Annotated in this window: 6 protein-coding genes and 2 pseudogenes; all 8 read right to left on the bottom strand. The window is 30.0% G+C overall.

Annotated elements, in window-relative coordinates; translation table 11 throughout:
• Positions 1-783: 783 nt before the first annotated feature.
• Positions 784-2,514, bottom strand: a complete 1,731-nt coding sequence (locus ACXKY9_RS29665) for a methyl-accepting chemotaxis protein (protein ID WP_016090221.1) — start codon at positions 2,512-2,514, stop codon at positions 784-786.
• A gap of 1,922 nt (positions 2,515-4,436) precedes the next feature.
• The gene (cry2Ab, locus tag ACXKY9_RS29660) at positions 4,437-6,338 is read right to left on the bottom strand and encodes a pesticidal protein Cry2Ab (RefSeq protein ID WP_001089638.1); all 1,902 of its coding nucleotides are present in this window, start codon (positions 6,336-6,338) and stop codon (positions 4,437-4,439) included.
• Between the two features lie 923 nt (positions 6,339-7,261).
• A pseudogene (gene tnpB, locus ACXKY9_RS29655) lies at positions 7,262-8,325 on the bottom strand (IS200/IS605 family element RNA-guided endonuclease TnpB).
• A 750-nt stretch (positions 8,326-9,075) separates the two neighbouring features.
• Positions 9,076-11,445 (bottom strand): vegetative insecticidal protein Vip3A family protein, encoded by a 2,370-nt coding sequence (locus ACXKY9_RS29650; protein WP_001039073.1) that lies wholly within the window; start codon positions 11,443-11,445, stop codon positions 9,076-9,078.
• 720 nt (positions 11,446-12,165) lie between these two features.
• Positions 12,166-12,850, bottom strand: a pseudogene (locus ACXKY9_RS29645) (zinc ribbon domain-containing protein); the annotation flags it as partial.
• A 1,059-nt stretch (positions 12,851-13,909) separates the two neighbouring features.
• Positions 13,910-15,325, bottom strand: coding sequence for an AcpB/EbpR/MafR family transcriptional regulator (locus ACXKY9_RS29640; RefSeq protein WP_000357137.1), 1,416 nt, complete (start codon positions 15,323-15,325; stop codon positions 13,910-13,912).
• Between the two features lie 1,226 nt (positions 15,326-16,551).
• Positions 16,552-17,304, bottom strand: a complete 753-nt coding sequence (istB, locus tag ACXKY9_RS29635; protein ID WP_000798699.1) for an IS21-like element IS232 family helper ATPase IstB — start codon at positions 17,302-17,304, stop codon at positions 16,552-16,554.
• Positions 17,294-18,589 carry an IS21-like element IS232 family transposase gene (istA, locus tag ACXKY9_RS29630; protein WP_000275580.1) on the bottom strand — a complete coding sequence of 432 codons (1,296 nt, stop codon included), beginning with the start codon at positions 18,587-18,589 and terminating at the stop codon, positions 17,294-17,296. The genes istB and istA overlap by 11 nt, the downstream gene beginning before the upstream one ends.
• Positions 18,590-18,593 lie beyond the last annotated feature (4 nt).

The following is an 18,593-nucleotide window of genomic DNA, read 5'->3' as shown; positions in this document are numbered from 1 at the left end:
AATTTAATATCCGTCTTAAACTTACTCCTCTATCTTGTTTAAGAAATATATTTTAGAAATTCACCCCATTGTGGATACTTATGATTAGGTAATTTCTGATTATATACATAAGTGAATACTATGAAAAAAATTATGGATGTTATGGAGAAAAATACTACAATTTTAGTTTTCATGATTTTTAAAGCATACTATTAACAAGGAGTTATTATCCAAATTCATCCCTTCTTTCTGTTTTTATACTTAATATCATTCAATAATCAAAAAACTTTAAAGACACCAAATAATGTTGCTTAATATAATTTATTTTTAAGTAACGCTAAAATTGTAGATTTAACAATATTTCAACATCTTAAATAACATTAATTCTTTTTATACAATTATCATTTTAGAAATTAAAAGGTCCTATATAAAGGAAAACAGAGAATGTAGCTTTTAGATTGTCCAATTGGTAATAATGGTCATACACTAGGCTTCCAATTTCGAAAGGAACGCGAACATCGAGCAAGACCATTGGCATAGAAATATAAAAAGACGTGTTGCAAAATTCTTAGGATTTTAAAGTATTCGTCATGCTTCACTTTCCTTAAAGGGCATTTAAACCGTTCATTCTATATAAAAAAAAACGAAGTTTATAAAGACCAAACTTCGTTTTTTCTACGTATGATAAATTGCAAAAATCACTAGCAATCATACCTAAATTTTATCTCTTAAAAATTCACAATAGAACCATTTTTTGCACCAATACATGTTTTACTAAGTCAAGTGAAAGTTACGTTATATAATTTAATCCTTCTTTCCATGTCCCTCTATAGTGAATTGTGAAACTAACTGTACCAATTCTTCTACTTTTCCCTTTACTTTGTTAGATTGATTGGCAATATCCTCAATTGAGATTGCCTGTTCTTGGATTGACTGTGCAGCATGACTTGTCCCATTAGCTACTTGTGCTGCTGTTTTAGAAACTGTTGACAATGATATATTCACTTCATCTGTTCCAGCAGACATTTCTTCTGTTGCTGCACATACCTCTTGCATTTGACTAGAAATCTTATCAATATCCTTTACAACAGAAAAGAATACTTGGTTTGCCTTCTGAGCGGCTTCTTTTCCTTCTATTGCTTTTTGTTTCCCCCTTTGCATTACATCAACTGTAGCTTTTGTATCTTGTAGAATATTTTTGATTAAATGATTTATTTCATTAGCGAACTCTTTAGATTTTTCTGCCAAATCCCTTACTTCTTCTGCAACCACTGCAAATCCTTTCCCATTTTCACCAGCACGTGCAGCTTCAATTGCAGCGTTTAATGCTAAAAGATTAGTTTGGTCTGCAATATTAGTAATTGCATCTAGGGCTTTATCAATTTGCTGCGTGCGTGTAACAAGTGTATCTATTACTATAGAGGTTTCTTCAACTACTGCATGTACACTATTCATTTGAAGGATGGATTGTTTTATTTCTTCACTGCCTGAATTTACATGTTCAGTTGTTTCAACGGACATTTCAGTAACCATTTTTGATGATTCAGCGATAGTTTGAACTCCGGTAGCAATTTCTTTTAATGATGATGAATTCTCTTGGATACTTATAAATTGTCCTTCTATTTTGGTATTTACTTCAGAAATATTTTGAACAACTTCATTTGATAGATAAGATGCTTTTTTTGTGTTTTTTAACATACCTTCTGTAGAAGAAATAACCTCGTTGGCTGTACTCTTTACATTTCCTATTAGTTGTTGTAGATTATCTAACATATTGTTAAAAGAGTGTACTATATGTCCTAATTCATTATTAGATTCATAAGAAGTGCGTATTGTTAAATTACCTGCAGATACTTTTTCCATGTCTTGTTGTAATAATATGATTGGTTGCTTGATTGCACGTTTAATAAAATAACCGATTAAAGTAACAATTATTATTGCTAAAACTGATATGCTAATAAACAATGTCATTGTATTTTTTATACTGCTGATATTAGATTTCTGTAACTGTTGTGCATTATTTTTGTTATATCTAATAAGTTCCTGGATAGATTCTATTGCCTTTTTAATATTTGGTTCAATCTCTTTTAAATAATATGTAAATAAGTCTTCATTATTGGATAAGTTTATATCTTGTATTTTTTTTATTTGTATTCTTAATTCATCAAATAATCCGTAAAAATCTTTATACAATTTTAATTCTTTGTTAGAACTAATTTTAGACTCAAATTGTTTTAATAACTTATCATTTTCTTTTCGAGCATCGTTGATCTCCGCCAGTAATTCTTTACTTCTTTTTTCATCTTTTGATATCATCATCTCCATTAAATTCATATTAACATGGAAAATATTCGCTTCTACAGATCCAATATGTTGGATTGACAATAAATTATTTTCGTACATGTTAGTTGAAGCATTCTTACTTTCTGCTAAACAAAAAAAACCTATTGTGGAAAGGGTTATACAAGCGACGATAGATATCGTTATCAATCCGTTTAATTTAGTGCCTATCTTACTATTTTTTATAAATGACAATCAAATTCACTCCATTGTTATAATAAGTTATTAAGAATTAGATTCAATAAATATAATTGTAATTCGGGTATATATTTCGAACTGTTTTTATTTTAATTCATAAGAAAAATTTTATTTTTCTTGATGTGTCTATCAAGGTTTCTTACTCGATCCGTTATAAAATTGATCTAAAGCAAGCTCCCTTCAATAGTCTTTATGCTATCAACATAAATATGGGTTTCTATATAGTAACGGAAAAAGTCTTTGTTGAAATCAACTGCTCATATATATCCAAAAAAGTTACTTTTAATATTGATGCTATAATATTATTTTCGTGTTTGCTGTTTCATTCGGAAGACATTCTATATAATAAATAAGCATATTAATAGTTTAAAGAACTATATGGATACATACCTCAAGTGTATTTTATAAATTAAACTTGAGGTATGCACATTATTAAATTAATCCATTTTTTTGTAGATTTCTGCTCAAGTGATAATATATTGGGTTTTATAGTTAAACTTTTTCAAAAAAACCCTTCTAATTTTATGTCCGTATATTCAAATAACACATTTAAAATGTTACAGTATTCTCATTAAAAAATTCCATCCTCGGTTAGCTGAATAGTAGTCTGGATCATCAGTAATTATAGAAGAGCTTTGAATTTATGAATATCTCCAATATGTCTAACTTTGCCTGCTTTTATTCATTACCTTATATTGAACTAAGGGTAATCATTCTCCAAGTTATGAGTGAAGACTCCCTCTTTGATTTTCACATCTAATAATACCGTTATATAGGCAATAGTATGCGGGAGCATAATAATAGATTAAACCGTTTCCACATAATCTAAAATTCCATGGTTTTTGTACGTCAAAGTGTTTGTAGAATTACATTTTGCATTTAAAGTTACGCTCCCATTCTCTAGGAATGGTGTACCAATTTTACCATGTACTTCGCTCGCTATCGCAATTTCATTTTTGTAACATATGTTATTGTATTAGAATATATTTTACGAATTCCCATAAAATTAACAGTTTTTCAAAATTGGTTACATCCTCTAAATCACCTTGTCTAACACAAAGTGTGATATTAATAATTATTTTGGGGCCCACTGGCAATGGACCATATAAATTTTTGGATTTAAAATCTTACACGTTCACATTAATTTCAATACGAAGTAAGCTATTTCCCCTAGATTATTAACATAGAATTGAACTAAATACTGAGATTATTTCCCTATATTAAGAACTCAGTCCTCCCTTTGTTTCATAAATGTAAGTAGTTATTTCACTGTAAAATTTTCTATTTCTACAGTTATCGCTAAAATCCATATCCATATTTAATAATATTTTTGTTAAAATTCACCTTATATTCTTCCCCCTATCTTACACATAATTATTTTACTAAATAACTTTTATTAATTTAGCTCATAATAGTGTCCTACTAAGAAATCATTTTGTTTTTCCTTAATGATAATCATATATATATAAGTATTTAAAAGCTAATTTTCACTAAATTAAACATAAAACACATAAAATAATTAGTTTATTAATTCACAAACATATATTATGATTATAAATATATTGCAATTTTGACATAAATACTCATATTTTCATTTGGAAACAGTACCGAGGTTTAATAATGTCACAAAAAATTAATAATAGTATGCAATGTTATTTCTTTAAATTTAAGTATTTTTATTATCTCATTCCTTTTAATTGTATTTTTGAAAACTTTTATGTTATCTATGGTTATTTTTTTGTATAGCTGAAATATCATTTTACTATTTGTGAATTCCTAAGAATAAAAATAAAGAGGTTGCCTCAGAGTAATCATTCAACTACTTTAAGACAACCTCTAACATCCATACATTATATATACTTAATTTTAGTAGATAGATCAAAAACTATAAACTTATATTTACATAAGAACCTCAAACTTTAATAAAGTGGTGAAATATTAGTTGGTACAAGCATAATATTCATAAGATCAAATTGAGTACCGGAGTTTAATGTTACATTTATATCTAATGGTACATCAGAATTACTACTTGCTACTACATTACCGATATTAATATCTGAAAAACGAGCTCCATTATCATTAACTCCATCGTTATTTGTAGTAGTATTAACATTTGTAGCAGTATATACCCTACCGTTTATAGTAACTCGAATAGTGGAATTTCCTATTGAAGAAACTCTTAAATAAAGATTGTAACTATTTCCATTCCCTCTAAGCGTATAACGAGCTGTCGTGTTGTTTTGTTCAAACCTTAAAGAATCACCTTGATTTCCAAATTTTTCAGAAATAAATGTTCGTGTTTGATTATTCACTTGAGTTGCATGTATCGGCGAAATAGTAAATCCTGTATAGTCATTTGGCGCTAAATGAATCATAGAACCATTTTCATGAACAGCATGGATATTATTTTTTCTGTTATGCACAGATACCATATAAGCTCGTGCTCCACCAGGTGTTCCTGAAGGACTTGCTATATTTCTTATTTCATTATAGTGTAACGGTCTTCTTAAATCTTCATTTCTAACAACTAAAGGAACTCCAGAAATATTACGAATAAAATAATCTGGGAAATAGTTTGAATTACCGCGAGCTGTAAAAGCACCACTCCTTAACCCTAAAGTTGTCTCAAAGGATTCTGTTTGCCAATTTGTAACGGTGGCAACGCCCTCCCGATCTGAACCTGAATCTAGCCAACTCCTAACAAATGGCGTTAACAATGGGGGGAGAAATGTGCTACAATTAAAATTTTGATTAAACGGAGATGCACCTATATCACCAGACGAAATTCCTCCACTGTAATTAACCCTTGCAGCAAGCAATGCGTGAGTTGTAGTAGAACCAGGTAAACCAACTATATTAGGGAAGGTATTAGAAAGCCTAGCACCACTAAATCCATTTAACACATAATTTGAATTAACTTGGAAAAGAGAATATAAAAATGGCCAGTCTTGTGAAGTAAATGATTGGGTCTGCTGTGGTCCACTACCACTTGCATATAAATTAGCACCGGAAGATACTAGAAGACTTTGATATTTAAACAACGACCAGATAGATACATACTCAAATACATTTAAAAACATATATGTTCTAAATTCTAACATATCGTGTAAACGAGTGTTTAAACCTTTAAACGCACTTTGATACGTATTTATACAATAGTTAGAGTAATCTCTTGTATAATTTTTCAAGTAATCTCGATACGTACGTAATGTTGCTGCTGAAATTCCCCATTCATCTGCATTTAGAATAACATCTCTAATAAAAGAAAGATGTAAATTGGCTGCCTGTGCAAATAAAGGTAATAATAACAGTTGGTATCCTTGCATCTGGAACTGGGGTAATCTATTTAGAAATAATTGTTGCATTGTATTAACTGAAGAAGTTATTGATAAAGGAACAGCGTTTCGGTTAGGGTTCAAAAAATTATCTACTTGTCGATTAAACTCTTCTACATTTGCTTGCAGCCCTGTCAATTCCGCATTTACACGGGCAAGAGTGTCTGTATTAAGTCTTTGATTCAGGAATTTTTCTGTCTCTCTTAAAATATCTTGCATTAGATTTGTACTACCACTAGGAAATATTAAATTCCGTAACTCACTTAGTATCCTTTTTCCAACAAGACTCCCCACTTTCTTTAACAGAAAACTAGCCACAGTTCCAACAATAGGATCTAGGTATAAACTATGATTATTTTTTTTCCACTCCGTCCATTCCTTTTGTACGGTATCTAATGATTTGTGTTGAAAACTAAATGGATCATGAGCCGCTACATTATACGCATCACAAATAGTAGTTCTTCCGCTATTCAATACACTATTCATATAAAATTCCTCCTTAAATATTAAGTAATATATTAAAATTAAAGATACTAAATTAGCCTGATAATAACGAATATTTTTAAGAAAGTGCTTATTTACAACCACAATTACAACTCTAACTTTGATTATAATTATTAATTAAGTCTTAAACATAGGAATCATTCTCACTTTTGTTATACGCATAATTTGTATATGGTATAGGAAGGATCATACTTTAAACATGAAAGCCTACATTTAGCCATCCATCATGCTCCTCCCTAAATCATCTACAGTAATACCCAGCATATACCAGATGAGACACCACCATTATTTGCAAATCTAGCATGTTCGCTTGTTTCTGTATTTTGGTCCACTAGTGTGTAAATGGCGATTTTTCTTGGAATCATGGAATAAGCAAGAAGATTCCAAGTACCTTTTGTAATGATATTACTTTCAAAAAGTAATTTATTTATTACTAGTATAAAATTTGAAAACTGTCACAATACCGAAATTCCTAATCATTCCAGTTGATTATTTTATTTCTCAAAAATTACCCTTCATCTTTCTTAAATCTAGTTAATCATCCATTTACCGCTTTCTTAACTGCTTCTATTCTCCTTTCCATACGTTACATTAACAGGTGTATTAGAGAATCCATTTTTCAAAACAAAAATTGTTTGGTTAATTTTCAAACATGTTCAAACTATTTATACAATTATTAGAATTGGATATTATCTCCTGTTAATAATTTTCCCTGCCGTATGAGTAAAGTATATCTTTAATTTAAAAAGAAAAAGCATAGATATCTTCACCTATAGAAGAAGATATCTATGCTTTTTTTGAACTACCCCCACTTTCACTTCATTTAGAAGTGAGGGATTCCTAAGTAAAGAATTCTATCGAACTCTAATTGATTAGGCTATCTCCGCAGTCCTTTCGGTTAGAAGTCATATTGCTTCATTCTTTAGATTGATACTTGCGTTAATATCCCTATCATGATGTGTACGACAAGAAGGACAGTCTCACTTACGTAGGTTTAGATTTTTAACGTCTTTGTTTTGATATCCACAACAAGAACATTATTGGCTGGAAGCAATTGTTTTCGATAAGACAATAACTTGTTTTCCGTACCATTTTGCTTTGTATTCCAACATGGCTTGAAATTGTGACCATGATACTTCACTAATTGCTTTTGCTAACTTGTGATTCTGTAACATATTCGATACTTGCAAATCCTCTATACCGATAACATCATGGTTTTTGATGATTTCAGTCGAGATTTTGTCTAAGTAATATTTTCTATATTTTTCCATTTATTAATAAATCCTAGCTACCTTTACTCGCTGCTTATTCCAGCGAGAAGATCCTTTCGTCCTTCTAGAAAGAACATGCTGTACTTTCGCCACCTTCGCTTCTAATGAGCGAAAAAATTACGGATTTTTATAGGTTGTTCCATCTGACAAAATGGCAAAATCTTTTAGTCCCATATCCATTCTGATGTAAGAATGTGTTTTCGGAAGTTCTTGTACTTCTGTTTCAACTAACAATGAAACAAAGTATATGCCAGAAGGGTTCCGTCTAACTGTAGCATTTACAATACGTCCCTTTACTTCGCGACTTTCGGCAACTTTATTTTTTACCTACACTGGCAATGTTTTCGTTTGTTTAATTTTGTGGTATATGATTGTACGTTGTTCTTCTTAGATTTAAAGCGCGAGGCGCTGTTTTATTTTTTGAAAAAGCGTGTATACGCATCTGCAAGATTATAAACAGACAAATGAATCACAATAATATCCACTTCTTTTAGCCAAACAAACTCTTTCTTCATGGCAGGAACTTTGGCAGAACATGTACCATAGGTCAAACCTCTTCCTGCCTCTTTATATAAGTCATCCCATAAGGAAAGAAAATGATTGAATACAAAGCGAGAACAACCAATCGTTTTATTGATTAGAATTGCTTGTGCTTGATTTGGAAAGATATAAAACTTATAAGCTTTATTAATCATCATTTGATTCACCTCCATTTCTGTATATGGCTACCATACACCGAACGTGTATTCTAAAGAGAGGCAGTCGCGATTTATGTATGTTGAACAAGCCAATTCATCTCCAACCTACTCATTGTGCTGTGACCCTTCACGCTCCTTGAGGAAGGAATCTTCTTGGCTAAAATGATAAATGAAGGAGCTACCTATTCACCAATTGTTATAAAAACACTTTAATCCTCCATCAATATAAGCCTTATGAGATAGTTAATTTCGTCTGATATTAGTAAGGACTAAAAATCATATTATACTTCTACTGAAGAATATTCATTTACCTCTACACTTCCCCCCCTACTTTTATTATGTTTTTCTATACACTTATGTTAGAACACAGTATAAAAAAATAAACATCACTCTTATAAGAGTGATGTTTATCTTTTATACTGTGTCATTTAAAGCAACTATGCATAAAACTATTCATCTATAATGCGTAATTCTAAACTGTCTACAATGAATTTCTCTTTCGTTTGTCAAATCGCTAACTATAATTTATCTATTTCTGGGAAACATTCTAATTCTTCTATGACATAACGAGGTGAGAATGAAGTGCCTTTCCTTACAATTCATTAACTTTAAATTTAAATACGTTTTTTCTAAGAGCCTTTTAATAATTGAGCTATATATACATCTTAGCAAACAAAATTGTGTTTTTCCATAATCAAGGACATTATACAAGAATTAGCTTTTAAAAACTGTTAATATTAGATCCCGATCTTACTTAATAGAGACATCGTAAAAATGTACAATAGGACCACCATATAAATTATTCCCTTGAGAAAGCTCTATATAAAAGTTATCTTTCTCAAATTTTGTAGTGAACATTTCAGAAACATCTTTAGCACCGCTCATATATCTTTTTTCAAATAACACTTCCCTAGAATTTCTAATCCTTACATTAGCATCTCCGGACACAGAAAAATACACTCTATAAGTTGAAAAACTATCTAATTGAAGGTTTTGTTTTAGAATCCCTCGTCCTCCCTGATAAAGAGTGAGTGTATTACCGCTAATATTAGTTGATCCCGTACTCGTCCAATTATTTGTATTAATTAATTCTGGACTTAATAACTTTTCAGAAGGACTAATTTCCAAAATAATAAAGTTATCTCCCCAAGCTTCATCTCCATTTTGACTTTTTAAAATTAAATACACTCCCTTTAAATCAGTTCCTGTAGTAAAACGTTTATTAATAGTTTGATAATCTTCTAAATTATTATTTGTATCTTCATAATGAATATATCCAGTATTTTCATCTTTTAAATGAATAGAAGGTTTTCCTTTAACAGTATATTGGATTACATACTCAGTTTTCGGTTTTAACTTATCTCCAATAAATTGTGAAATTCCTCCGTCCTTATGAACATATAAAGCTTTAGTTCCATTCACTCCGCCTGTATGATCTACATACGCATTCTTATTATTTGCTTTCCACGGCTCTAAATTGTCCTCTTCTATGGACCCGTTCTCTACAATATTGCTAATAAAACCACTTGGCGGGACGATCAATTTAGTTTCTTTATTGCTTAAGTCTGTTGCTAGCAGTAGTTCTCTTAAATATGATTTACATGTTAAAGTAATTAATCTTGAATTTTCATCAGCTTGGAGGCCAAACCCATTAATCGGAGTCAAAAATGTTTCACTGATGACACCTAACGGCATATACACCCCATCATCATTAGCACTTAACGTTCTATACTCCGCTTCACTTGATTCTACTTTTTTCTTATTTAAGTCAATTTCTCCTGTAGAAGAATCATAAAAATTCGCTGTTACCTCATATCTTAAAGTTTTCATTTTTTTAGTGAAATCAATTTTAGTAATTACATATTCATTTGGAAATACTATGTTATTTGTATAATAGATTTGTTCAGATTGATCTGGGCACAATAATTTATCCATATCACCATAAATAACTTCCGATAAGGAATCCTTATCGACTTGATAATTTTGTTTTAGCTTAGCCTCATATACTTTTAATACTGTAATTGAATCATTACTAATTTCAAACCCAATCAATGCATGTCCTGGTTTAGCTTCCACAATCATCTTTGCATCTTCATCACTTCCTTTAACTTTTGCATAATTAGGATTAGAAAAAGTATTAGAAAGTGTAGGGAGGATGTTTACTCTAAATTCCTCTTTTTCCTTATTTAAATGTTCATTCATAATAGAAGTATAATCAATATCTGCTAAGCCTAATAATTTTCGGCATGTTGTTAAAGTAAGAAAAGCTTTTGCTTGCAGAGCTGTTAATACAATTAAGAAGTTATAAACATTTCCGACCTCACTGCCACTTGTTTTCACATTTTCTTTAGTAATTAATTCCGATGCAGTTTTTAAAGCTGAACGCCCGAATAAATTATTTCCTACCATTACATCGTGGAATGTATTAAGGTAAAATTCAAAACCATCCACATCATTTTTTGTTACACTTTTCGCTAGTTCAGTTAACTCAGTTAACTCATCAAGAATATCTGCAGGAGAGCCATCCTTTTTTACTTTTGAACTAGTTTCTGTAGCAAAAGTTAATTCCTCAAATTTTTCGTTCACATATTTAATCCTTTGATACGCAGGTGTAATTTCAGTAAGTGTAGAGTTAATAAGTACATTTACATTAATAATATCCAACTTATCAGAAATCTCTTGCAATTGTTTACTTAAGTATTCTATTTGCAGACTTAGCGCATAATTTTGTTTCATTACATCACTCAACATAGAGGTAATTTTAGGTAGATATACCCGAAGCATCGTATTTATCGCATCGAGTTTGTTATTAACATCATTTAAAACTTGATTTTGTTCATTTGCAATTTTTAATATTTCCTTAGATAATTCTGTATTTAAGTTTCCCTGTGCGATAAGATCATTTAAGCTTCCATTCACCCCATCCAATTTACCAGAAATATCATTTAGTAACTGCTGATTCTTTAAAATTTCGTCTAGGGTTAGATCACCACCTGTATCCGTTTTAAAAATCATGTTCATAATGTCTTTGATACCAGTGGCAAATCCATAAATGCCATTAAAATAATCAATAAAACTTGGTAAGGCTCTTGTGCTTAATTTAGTATTATTCTTGTTCATGTTCATCTTCCTTTTCAGCTATTTTTTGTAACACTTATTTCTTGTAAACTTGTATTCTTAATTCTTTATTGGTAATTACTGATTATTAAACACTCATAACTTTTTATCAATTTCAATTGTATAAAATTAGTTTATATCATTAATGTGTTACTCAATTTTGCTTATTCTACTTTTTGAATTATAATATTTACCTATCAAATGGTCTTCCTATTCACAAAAATTCATTTATCCCTATTTTTTTACATTAAAGCACTCCTTTACTATATAAATTTTATTAACAGGCAATTTCCTAAATGTAAGTCGTTGTAAGGACTAATTACCCAGAAAATTATTAGAACTTAGTAAAACCTCCCTTACTATAAAATTGGATGCTATCACCTGTTAACACTTTCTCTGGGGCTATGAGTAAATTATATCTCCTATCTAACAAATAAAAGGATAGATAATTTCATCTATAGATGAAGTGATCTATCCTTTTCCTATAAATATAATCGATCATTTGTGAAATACCCTTCACTTAACCTCCTAACGTGCTCTCTAAAGTGGGGATTTCTCGGCTAATCGTTACGTCTAGTAACTATCGAATTGTACCAAAGGTTATTTTACTGCTATTTATACCAGAGCTATTGAACTACCCCAGCAGTCCTTGCGATTAGAAGCCTTATGGCTTATTGAGTTAATATCCGCATTATAGCGTGTAAGATAAGAAGGACAGTCTCATTTACCTAGGTCTAGATTTCTAACGTCTTTGTTTTGATATTCACAATGAGAACATAATTGGCTAGAATCAAATGTTTTCGATACAACAATGACTTATTTTCCATACCATTTTGCTTTGTATTCTAACAAGGATCGAAATTGCGACTATGATACTTCATTAATGGCTTTTGCTAACTTATGATTCTTTAAAATATTCGATACTTGCAAAACCTTTATACCAACAACATAGTGGTTTTTGGTGATTTCAGTTGAGCTTTTGTCCAGGTAATGTTTTTTATAATTTTCCATATATTCATGAATTCTATCTACCTTTACTCGCTGTTTATTCTAGTGGGAAGATCCTTTCATTCCTCTAGAAAGAACACGCTTTGCTTTCACCAACTTCTGTTTCAACTAACAATGACACAAAGTATCTACCAAATGGATTCCGTCTAACTGTAGCATTTACAATACGTCCCTTTACTTAGCGACTTTTGGCAAATCAAACAAGGCTTAGCTTCGGCAACTTTATCTTGTTTCCTACAACGCCAATGTTTTCATTGGTTTGTTTTGTCGTATAAGATTGTACGTTGTTCTTCTTAGATTTAAAGCGTGTAAAAGCATCCACAGAGTTGCGAACAGAAAACTGAATCGCAATACTATCCACTTCTTTTAGCCAAACAAGCTCTTTTTTCAAGGCAGGAAGCCACCCCTTGTTCGAAGAAAATTCATCTCCCACCTATACTCACTGGACTGTATCCTTTCACGCTCCTTGAGGAAAGAGAATTCTTGGCTAAAATGATAAAAATATTGGTTCATCTTTGATGTTGATATTTACATTACAGACTCTATTGAAAGTTACACCGTACTTACAAAAATATAATCCTTCTGAAAATTACATATTCCTCTCGCAGCTGCCACATGTTTTTGTAGAGGGAATCTATTTGTGAATTTTTACACATTATTTTCATTGTTCGTGTAGTTTAAAAACTAAAATAAGGTAAACATTCCCCTACCGTTATCAGTGTCATTTTTTCTAAGATAAATTGATTGCAACATATCTTTCATTTTTAGTCCTTCAATAGCTGTAACATTTAAATTCGTAGTTAACCTAATTAATTTTCTTATATTCAAAACTAAAGTATAATCCTATAACTGTTTCAATTTCTTTTTGCACAATTTTTTTCATATTTAGTTAAGATGGGCAGAAGGTGTTTACCAATGGATGTTTTTGCACTTTGAGAAAATCTAATTTATTAAGTCGAGAAATTGCATTCAAAAGCATTAATCGTTATATGTAAAATTAATAATATAAAACAACAGCATAATTCTAAACTAGCAGTGTTATGTTATAATTCACGGATAACCTGAAAAATAAGTCTGCATAGTTTGATAAATTATTATCATTTATGTATTTCACGTCAATACACTATTGGTAGTATAACAAGAACACTTAATCGTTCTTAAAATCCAATTTTGTTGACATGTCAAAATTTTCATTATGCATGACTGATTACATAATAAAGAAAATAAAAAATGCAATTACGCGCTGTTTGGCTAAGCCAAACCAAAAGAATCTCCTACCTATCGTTACGCACTTGGGGTAAGAGAATTCTTTCAAACAATACGTAAAAATCAATTATGTCTTATAAGTATTCTGTTCTTCAATTGAAAATAAATACATGTTATCAATTTCTAGTATCGATTTCATATAAGTTATTCCATACAAGGAAAGTATACATTATTTAGAACTAAAACCTTAAGTTTAGTTAAAAGGGGATAAAACTTTTCTAACATAACTTGAATCTTTTTGAATTGTTTTGTTTGAGATCCGAATTATAGGTATTGGGGTATTCGGGATTTGATAATTTGTCAGAATAACATCAAATTTATGCATACAATCTGGTTTTTGTTGTAGTGTTACAAAATCACCTAGCTCGTGATTGAGTTTATAATAAATAAACTTCTTTAAAGCTGATGAACCAGATAATAATAACAATCCTTTTTTATTATGATTTGAATGGACAATAAATAAAATATGGTATATTATGTAATTGATCTCATCGTTAGTTAATCTACTTTTATTTATTTTTTTATTCCAAGAAGAAATAAGAGGATAAATTCTATTATGTCCTTCTGAAAATTCATGATGTACAGTGTCAAATTCATTACCAAAAGCGCCTATTGATAAACCATACTTTTGAAACTTGTAAATTTTATGTAAAATGAAATACAAGTCATGTTTTATCTTTTCTTTTATTTCTAAACAAACATTTATTTCAGAAGATATTGTTTGGAATAAATGTTTGTTTTTATCATAAGTCTTTTTGTTTATTTTATAATAATAATCTGTGATCCTATTTTTTTCTTCAATGTTCCATTCTAATATTATTGAAAAAGCATTCTTAAAATAACTTAATTCATATTCTGTGAATTTTATATTGAAGAAAATTTCCAATTCGCATATAATTGAACTTATGCAATTTAAATTATTTGTATCAAGTATAGGAAGAAACTCTAAAACTTCTGACATATAATGTTTATTTGCAATTCTCTTTATAGATACACTAATAATAACTGCTAGCATATTATAATCTATTTCTACATTGTGAATTCTAGTAATGCTTTTAATTTTTTCTTGTAATCTAGAATCTAAATTGATTACTTCTTTATACTTTTGGATATTATAAAAGAACATTATATAAAAATATCTTAAGTTTATTTCTTGGCCAATCAATTTAATCGTTCTAAAATTAAAATCCAATCCAAAGTTCACAAGTATCTTCCGAAAGTTTTTCAGCATTTTTTTTAGTGTAATTTTATCTAGATATAACAACTGGGACCATTTTTCTAAAGAATAATATTTTTGATTAAATATACCGATTAATATTGTATAAAGTTCACTATTCATTAAATAGGGAATAATTAATTCGGAGAAATCGTTTGAAAAATCACGTTTTAATAGGTACCCTTTGGATTGAACACTTATTAAATCCCAATTTTCGGGAAGCGCTAGTTTTAACTGAGAAATGTCATTTATTATTGTTCTACTTGTACACTTTAAACTTTGTGATAAATCCTTGGAAGACTTTATTTCATTGCTATCAATCAAGGTTTCTAAAATTTGAAGTTGTCGTACTATTGATTTATCTTGTATTAAGTCTGTAATAAATTTATCCATTACATTTCTCCTCCCTTAATACTGAATTACTTATCACTAGGTAACATTTAACTACAAAACTCAGAATAGATGCTATTACCTCACGTTACTTTGCTAGCCTTAGTATTTCAATTTTATTTTCTATCTTTATTCTTATTTGATTCTATAAGGTCTAAAAAATTATACGTTAGCTTTGCATAGTATTTATAAGCATTTTTTCATATAAAGAAATATCAATTATCTGTACAACTGTATTTTAATATTTTATATTGTACAAAAAATGTAAAGTTTTGAGCACCCATGTTTACATAACGACAAAACTTCGCATTCTTAAAAGAGAAGTGATATCATGATGATTATAATTGTACACGCATCCAAAAATATGCATATTCACAACTTTTTCAAACAATCCATTTTATAGCATTTGGTTTTTGTGATTATAAGAATATTAATGAGAATGGAATGTTTTATTGTAAAACAATTTAATTATGTATTCTTATTGATCCTTATAACTCCGTCCCTCCTTTTTTATCACCGTATTCCCAAATGAAAAGAACTTCAATTATCTAATTCCTCTATAACAAATAATTATAGATAATTAAAAGATACCTTAATTATTTCCTAATAAAGCATACATATTTTCATCTATTAATGAAAAGTTTTATTACAAAATAGATAAGGAAAATCAAAAATAGATATTTTAAGAAACGAATCCAAAGAAACTACCATCTTAATGATTATTGGATTTTATTTTCCCCTTTGAATTATCTTAATATATTTAAAGTTCTAAAATACAAGTTTTATACTAGACCATAATACTCTTTTTTCAAAAATCCCCTTATGTTTTACTTTGTGCTTATATAAGATTAAGAAGTAAAGGTTTTATATAGCAAAGAAATATTCCACATTTGATACTCTAGTTGAACCAAAATATCGGCATATAAAGCGTAACTTATTCAAACCTTCTGAATCTCAAAGTATATATAATACCTTATAAATAATAAAATAGTTCAATATCCTTCTTTTACTTTACAGTCATAACAAAGTGATTTACAGGCTTGTATTTTTAGCATACTAAGAAATACGGCAATATTCATACCATAAATATTCAACTGCAAATAGGCCTTAAAGCATTTTCTATTCTGATATTTTTTTCTGGATTTAATTAATAAAATTCAAATATATTCATCTCTTTGTAAATGTCAAGATAAACATGTACATTTTCGCTTGTTTAAGCATGTACAAAATCAATCATTTTCTTTGCTAAAATGATCTTTAATTCGATAGGATTGTCCTACAATACTGACCACCGTGGCATGATGTAAGACACGATCTAGTATGGCATTGGCGAGTTTAGGGTCCTGGAATACTTCGTCCCAAGACTTGAAGTTGATATTGGTCGTTAGGATGGTACTACGCTTTTCATAACGCATATCGATTAATTGAAAGAATAATTTTGCATCCTCCGGATCAATAGGCAAGTACCCAATTTCATCAATAATAAGTAATTTGTATTTTGTATAGTGCTTTAAACGAGATTCTAGGCGATTCTCAATCTTGGCACGTTTTAAATTTTGAAGTAAATCATGACATTTAATAAAATAAGTACTTGTTCGCTTTTTAGCTGCTGCTATACCAATAGACGTGGCCAAATGGGTCTTACCAACACCACTAGGTCCTAAAAATACTATGTTTTCTTGTTGCTCTAAGAAACGTAGAGAAATAAAATCTAAGATTTGTTGTTTATTAATACTCGGCTGGAATTCGAAATCAAACTCATCAACCTCCTTTCTATGAGGAAATGCGCCCATTTTCACCATAGAATGAATCATATTTTGTTCTCGTACATCAATCTCATAGTTTGTCAGTTTAACAAGTGTCTCTACGAAGGATAATTCATTATTAATGCTAAAATCGACTACGTCACCTAAATGTTGTGCCATTTGTTTTAATTTTAAATACTCTAGGTTTGTTGTTAATTGTTGATAGCTATTCTTCATTTCTATATACCTCACCAATTACTGATAAATTTTGTTTCGCCAAATTGTCAATGTTCGGATATTTAGGTAGTGACTTAGCCAATGCTTTTTTATAATGTTCTTCTTTATAATTGAGCTTAGATTGGCTGATTTTATGTTGTACAATTAACTTCATGTTATGATAAACATATATTTGATTATCATATACTTGTAAACCGACGGTTTTACCTTGATATTCAGCTGGAACTGAGTATTGATTCGATTTGTAAGATATCATGCCTGATGTATTAACTTTTACAAGTTTATGCTTAATCATATAGGAATCTCTTATCGCGCTCTTCGGGAGTGGTTGTAGGAGATTCTTTTCCTGTTTTAGGGCAAACACTGGAATCTTACCAGTCCCTTGATGAAATGTTTGATTAATTCTTGCACATAATTTTTGCACAAATTCATGTAATTCTTCAAAAGTGAATCTTCCTTGATAAGCATGAATTTCGTCTAGAAGTTTCATTGGCGCTTCTACTTTCCCTTTGGTATTTGGTCGCCCTGCGATACAAGGTTGTACCTTAAATCCAAAATCTTGAGCGAATTGGGCAAACTTATTGTTAATCGTTCCTGTAAAGTGTTCTGTTCGAGCTTCATCCATTACCGTCTTCATATTATCCGTGACAATTACCTTCGGTACACCACCAAACATTTCAAATGCCTCTGTCATAAATGACATTAAAACACTTTGTGATTTTGAAATATTCAAATGAAAAACTTTAAATCTCGAGTAGGACAATAAAAGTACAGCTACATTCACATATACGATTTCGCCACTTTTGGTTTCAAATCGTATGCTTTCTTTCCAATCTAATTGAGCTTGTTCTCCTGGAGGTGTCTCATAACGGACACCCACTGAATGACCTGATAAAATACGCTTCCCCTCATCAAAATATGTTCTAAATTCAGGCTTTCTATTAATATAAGCACGAAATGCAGACTGTGAACATTTTAAACCGTGATTGTCTGTTAGATACTGCCATAACACTCGTTTGTAGTAGAAGATTTGTTTAGAATCACTAGATAAAAGAGCTGCAATCACTTCATAATATGTATCGATTTTCGATGTTTTATTTTTTGTCCCTTTTGGTGTAAAACCATTCAAATACTTATCTATGGTACGCCGATCCACATTCAATTCTCTGGCTAATTGACTTTTATTTATCTTCATTTTTAAGTTCCCCATTAGTTTTTTAAAATTTGGTAAGTCTGAAAGACTTTTAACCTCAAATTCTGTTTGAATATCTAGCTTAATATACATACTA

This window comes from Bacillus sp. 2175, assembly GCF_057812155.1.
This window is presented reverse-complemented; position numbering and strand designations above follow the sequence as displayed.

Bases quoted from the DNA above. Each gene is read 5' to 3' on its own strand.
- cry2Ab (WP_001089638.1), bottom strand. From the start codon at position 6,338: ATGAATAGTGTATTGAATAGCGGAAGAACTACTATTTGTGATGCGTAT.
- ACXKY9_RS29650 (WP_001039073.1), bottom strand. From the start codon at position 11,445: ATGAACAAGAATAATACTAAATTAAGCACAAGAGCCTTACCAAGTTTT.
- ACXKY9_RS29640 (WP_000357137.1), bottom strand. From the start codon at position 15,325: ATGGATAAATTTATTACAGACTTAATACAAGATAAATCAATAGTACGA.
- istB (WP_000798699.1), bottom strand. From the start codon at position 17,304: ATGAAGAATAGCTATCAACAATTAACAACAAACCTAGAGTATTTAAAA.
- istA (WP_000275580.1), bottom strand. From the start codon at position 18,589: ATGTATATTAAGCTAGATATTCAAACAGAATTTGAGGTTAAAAGTCTT.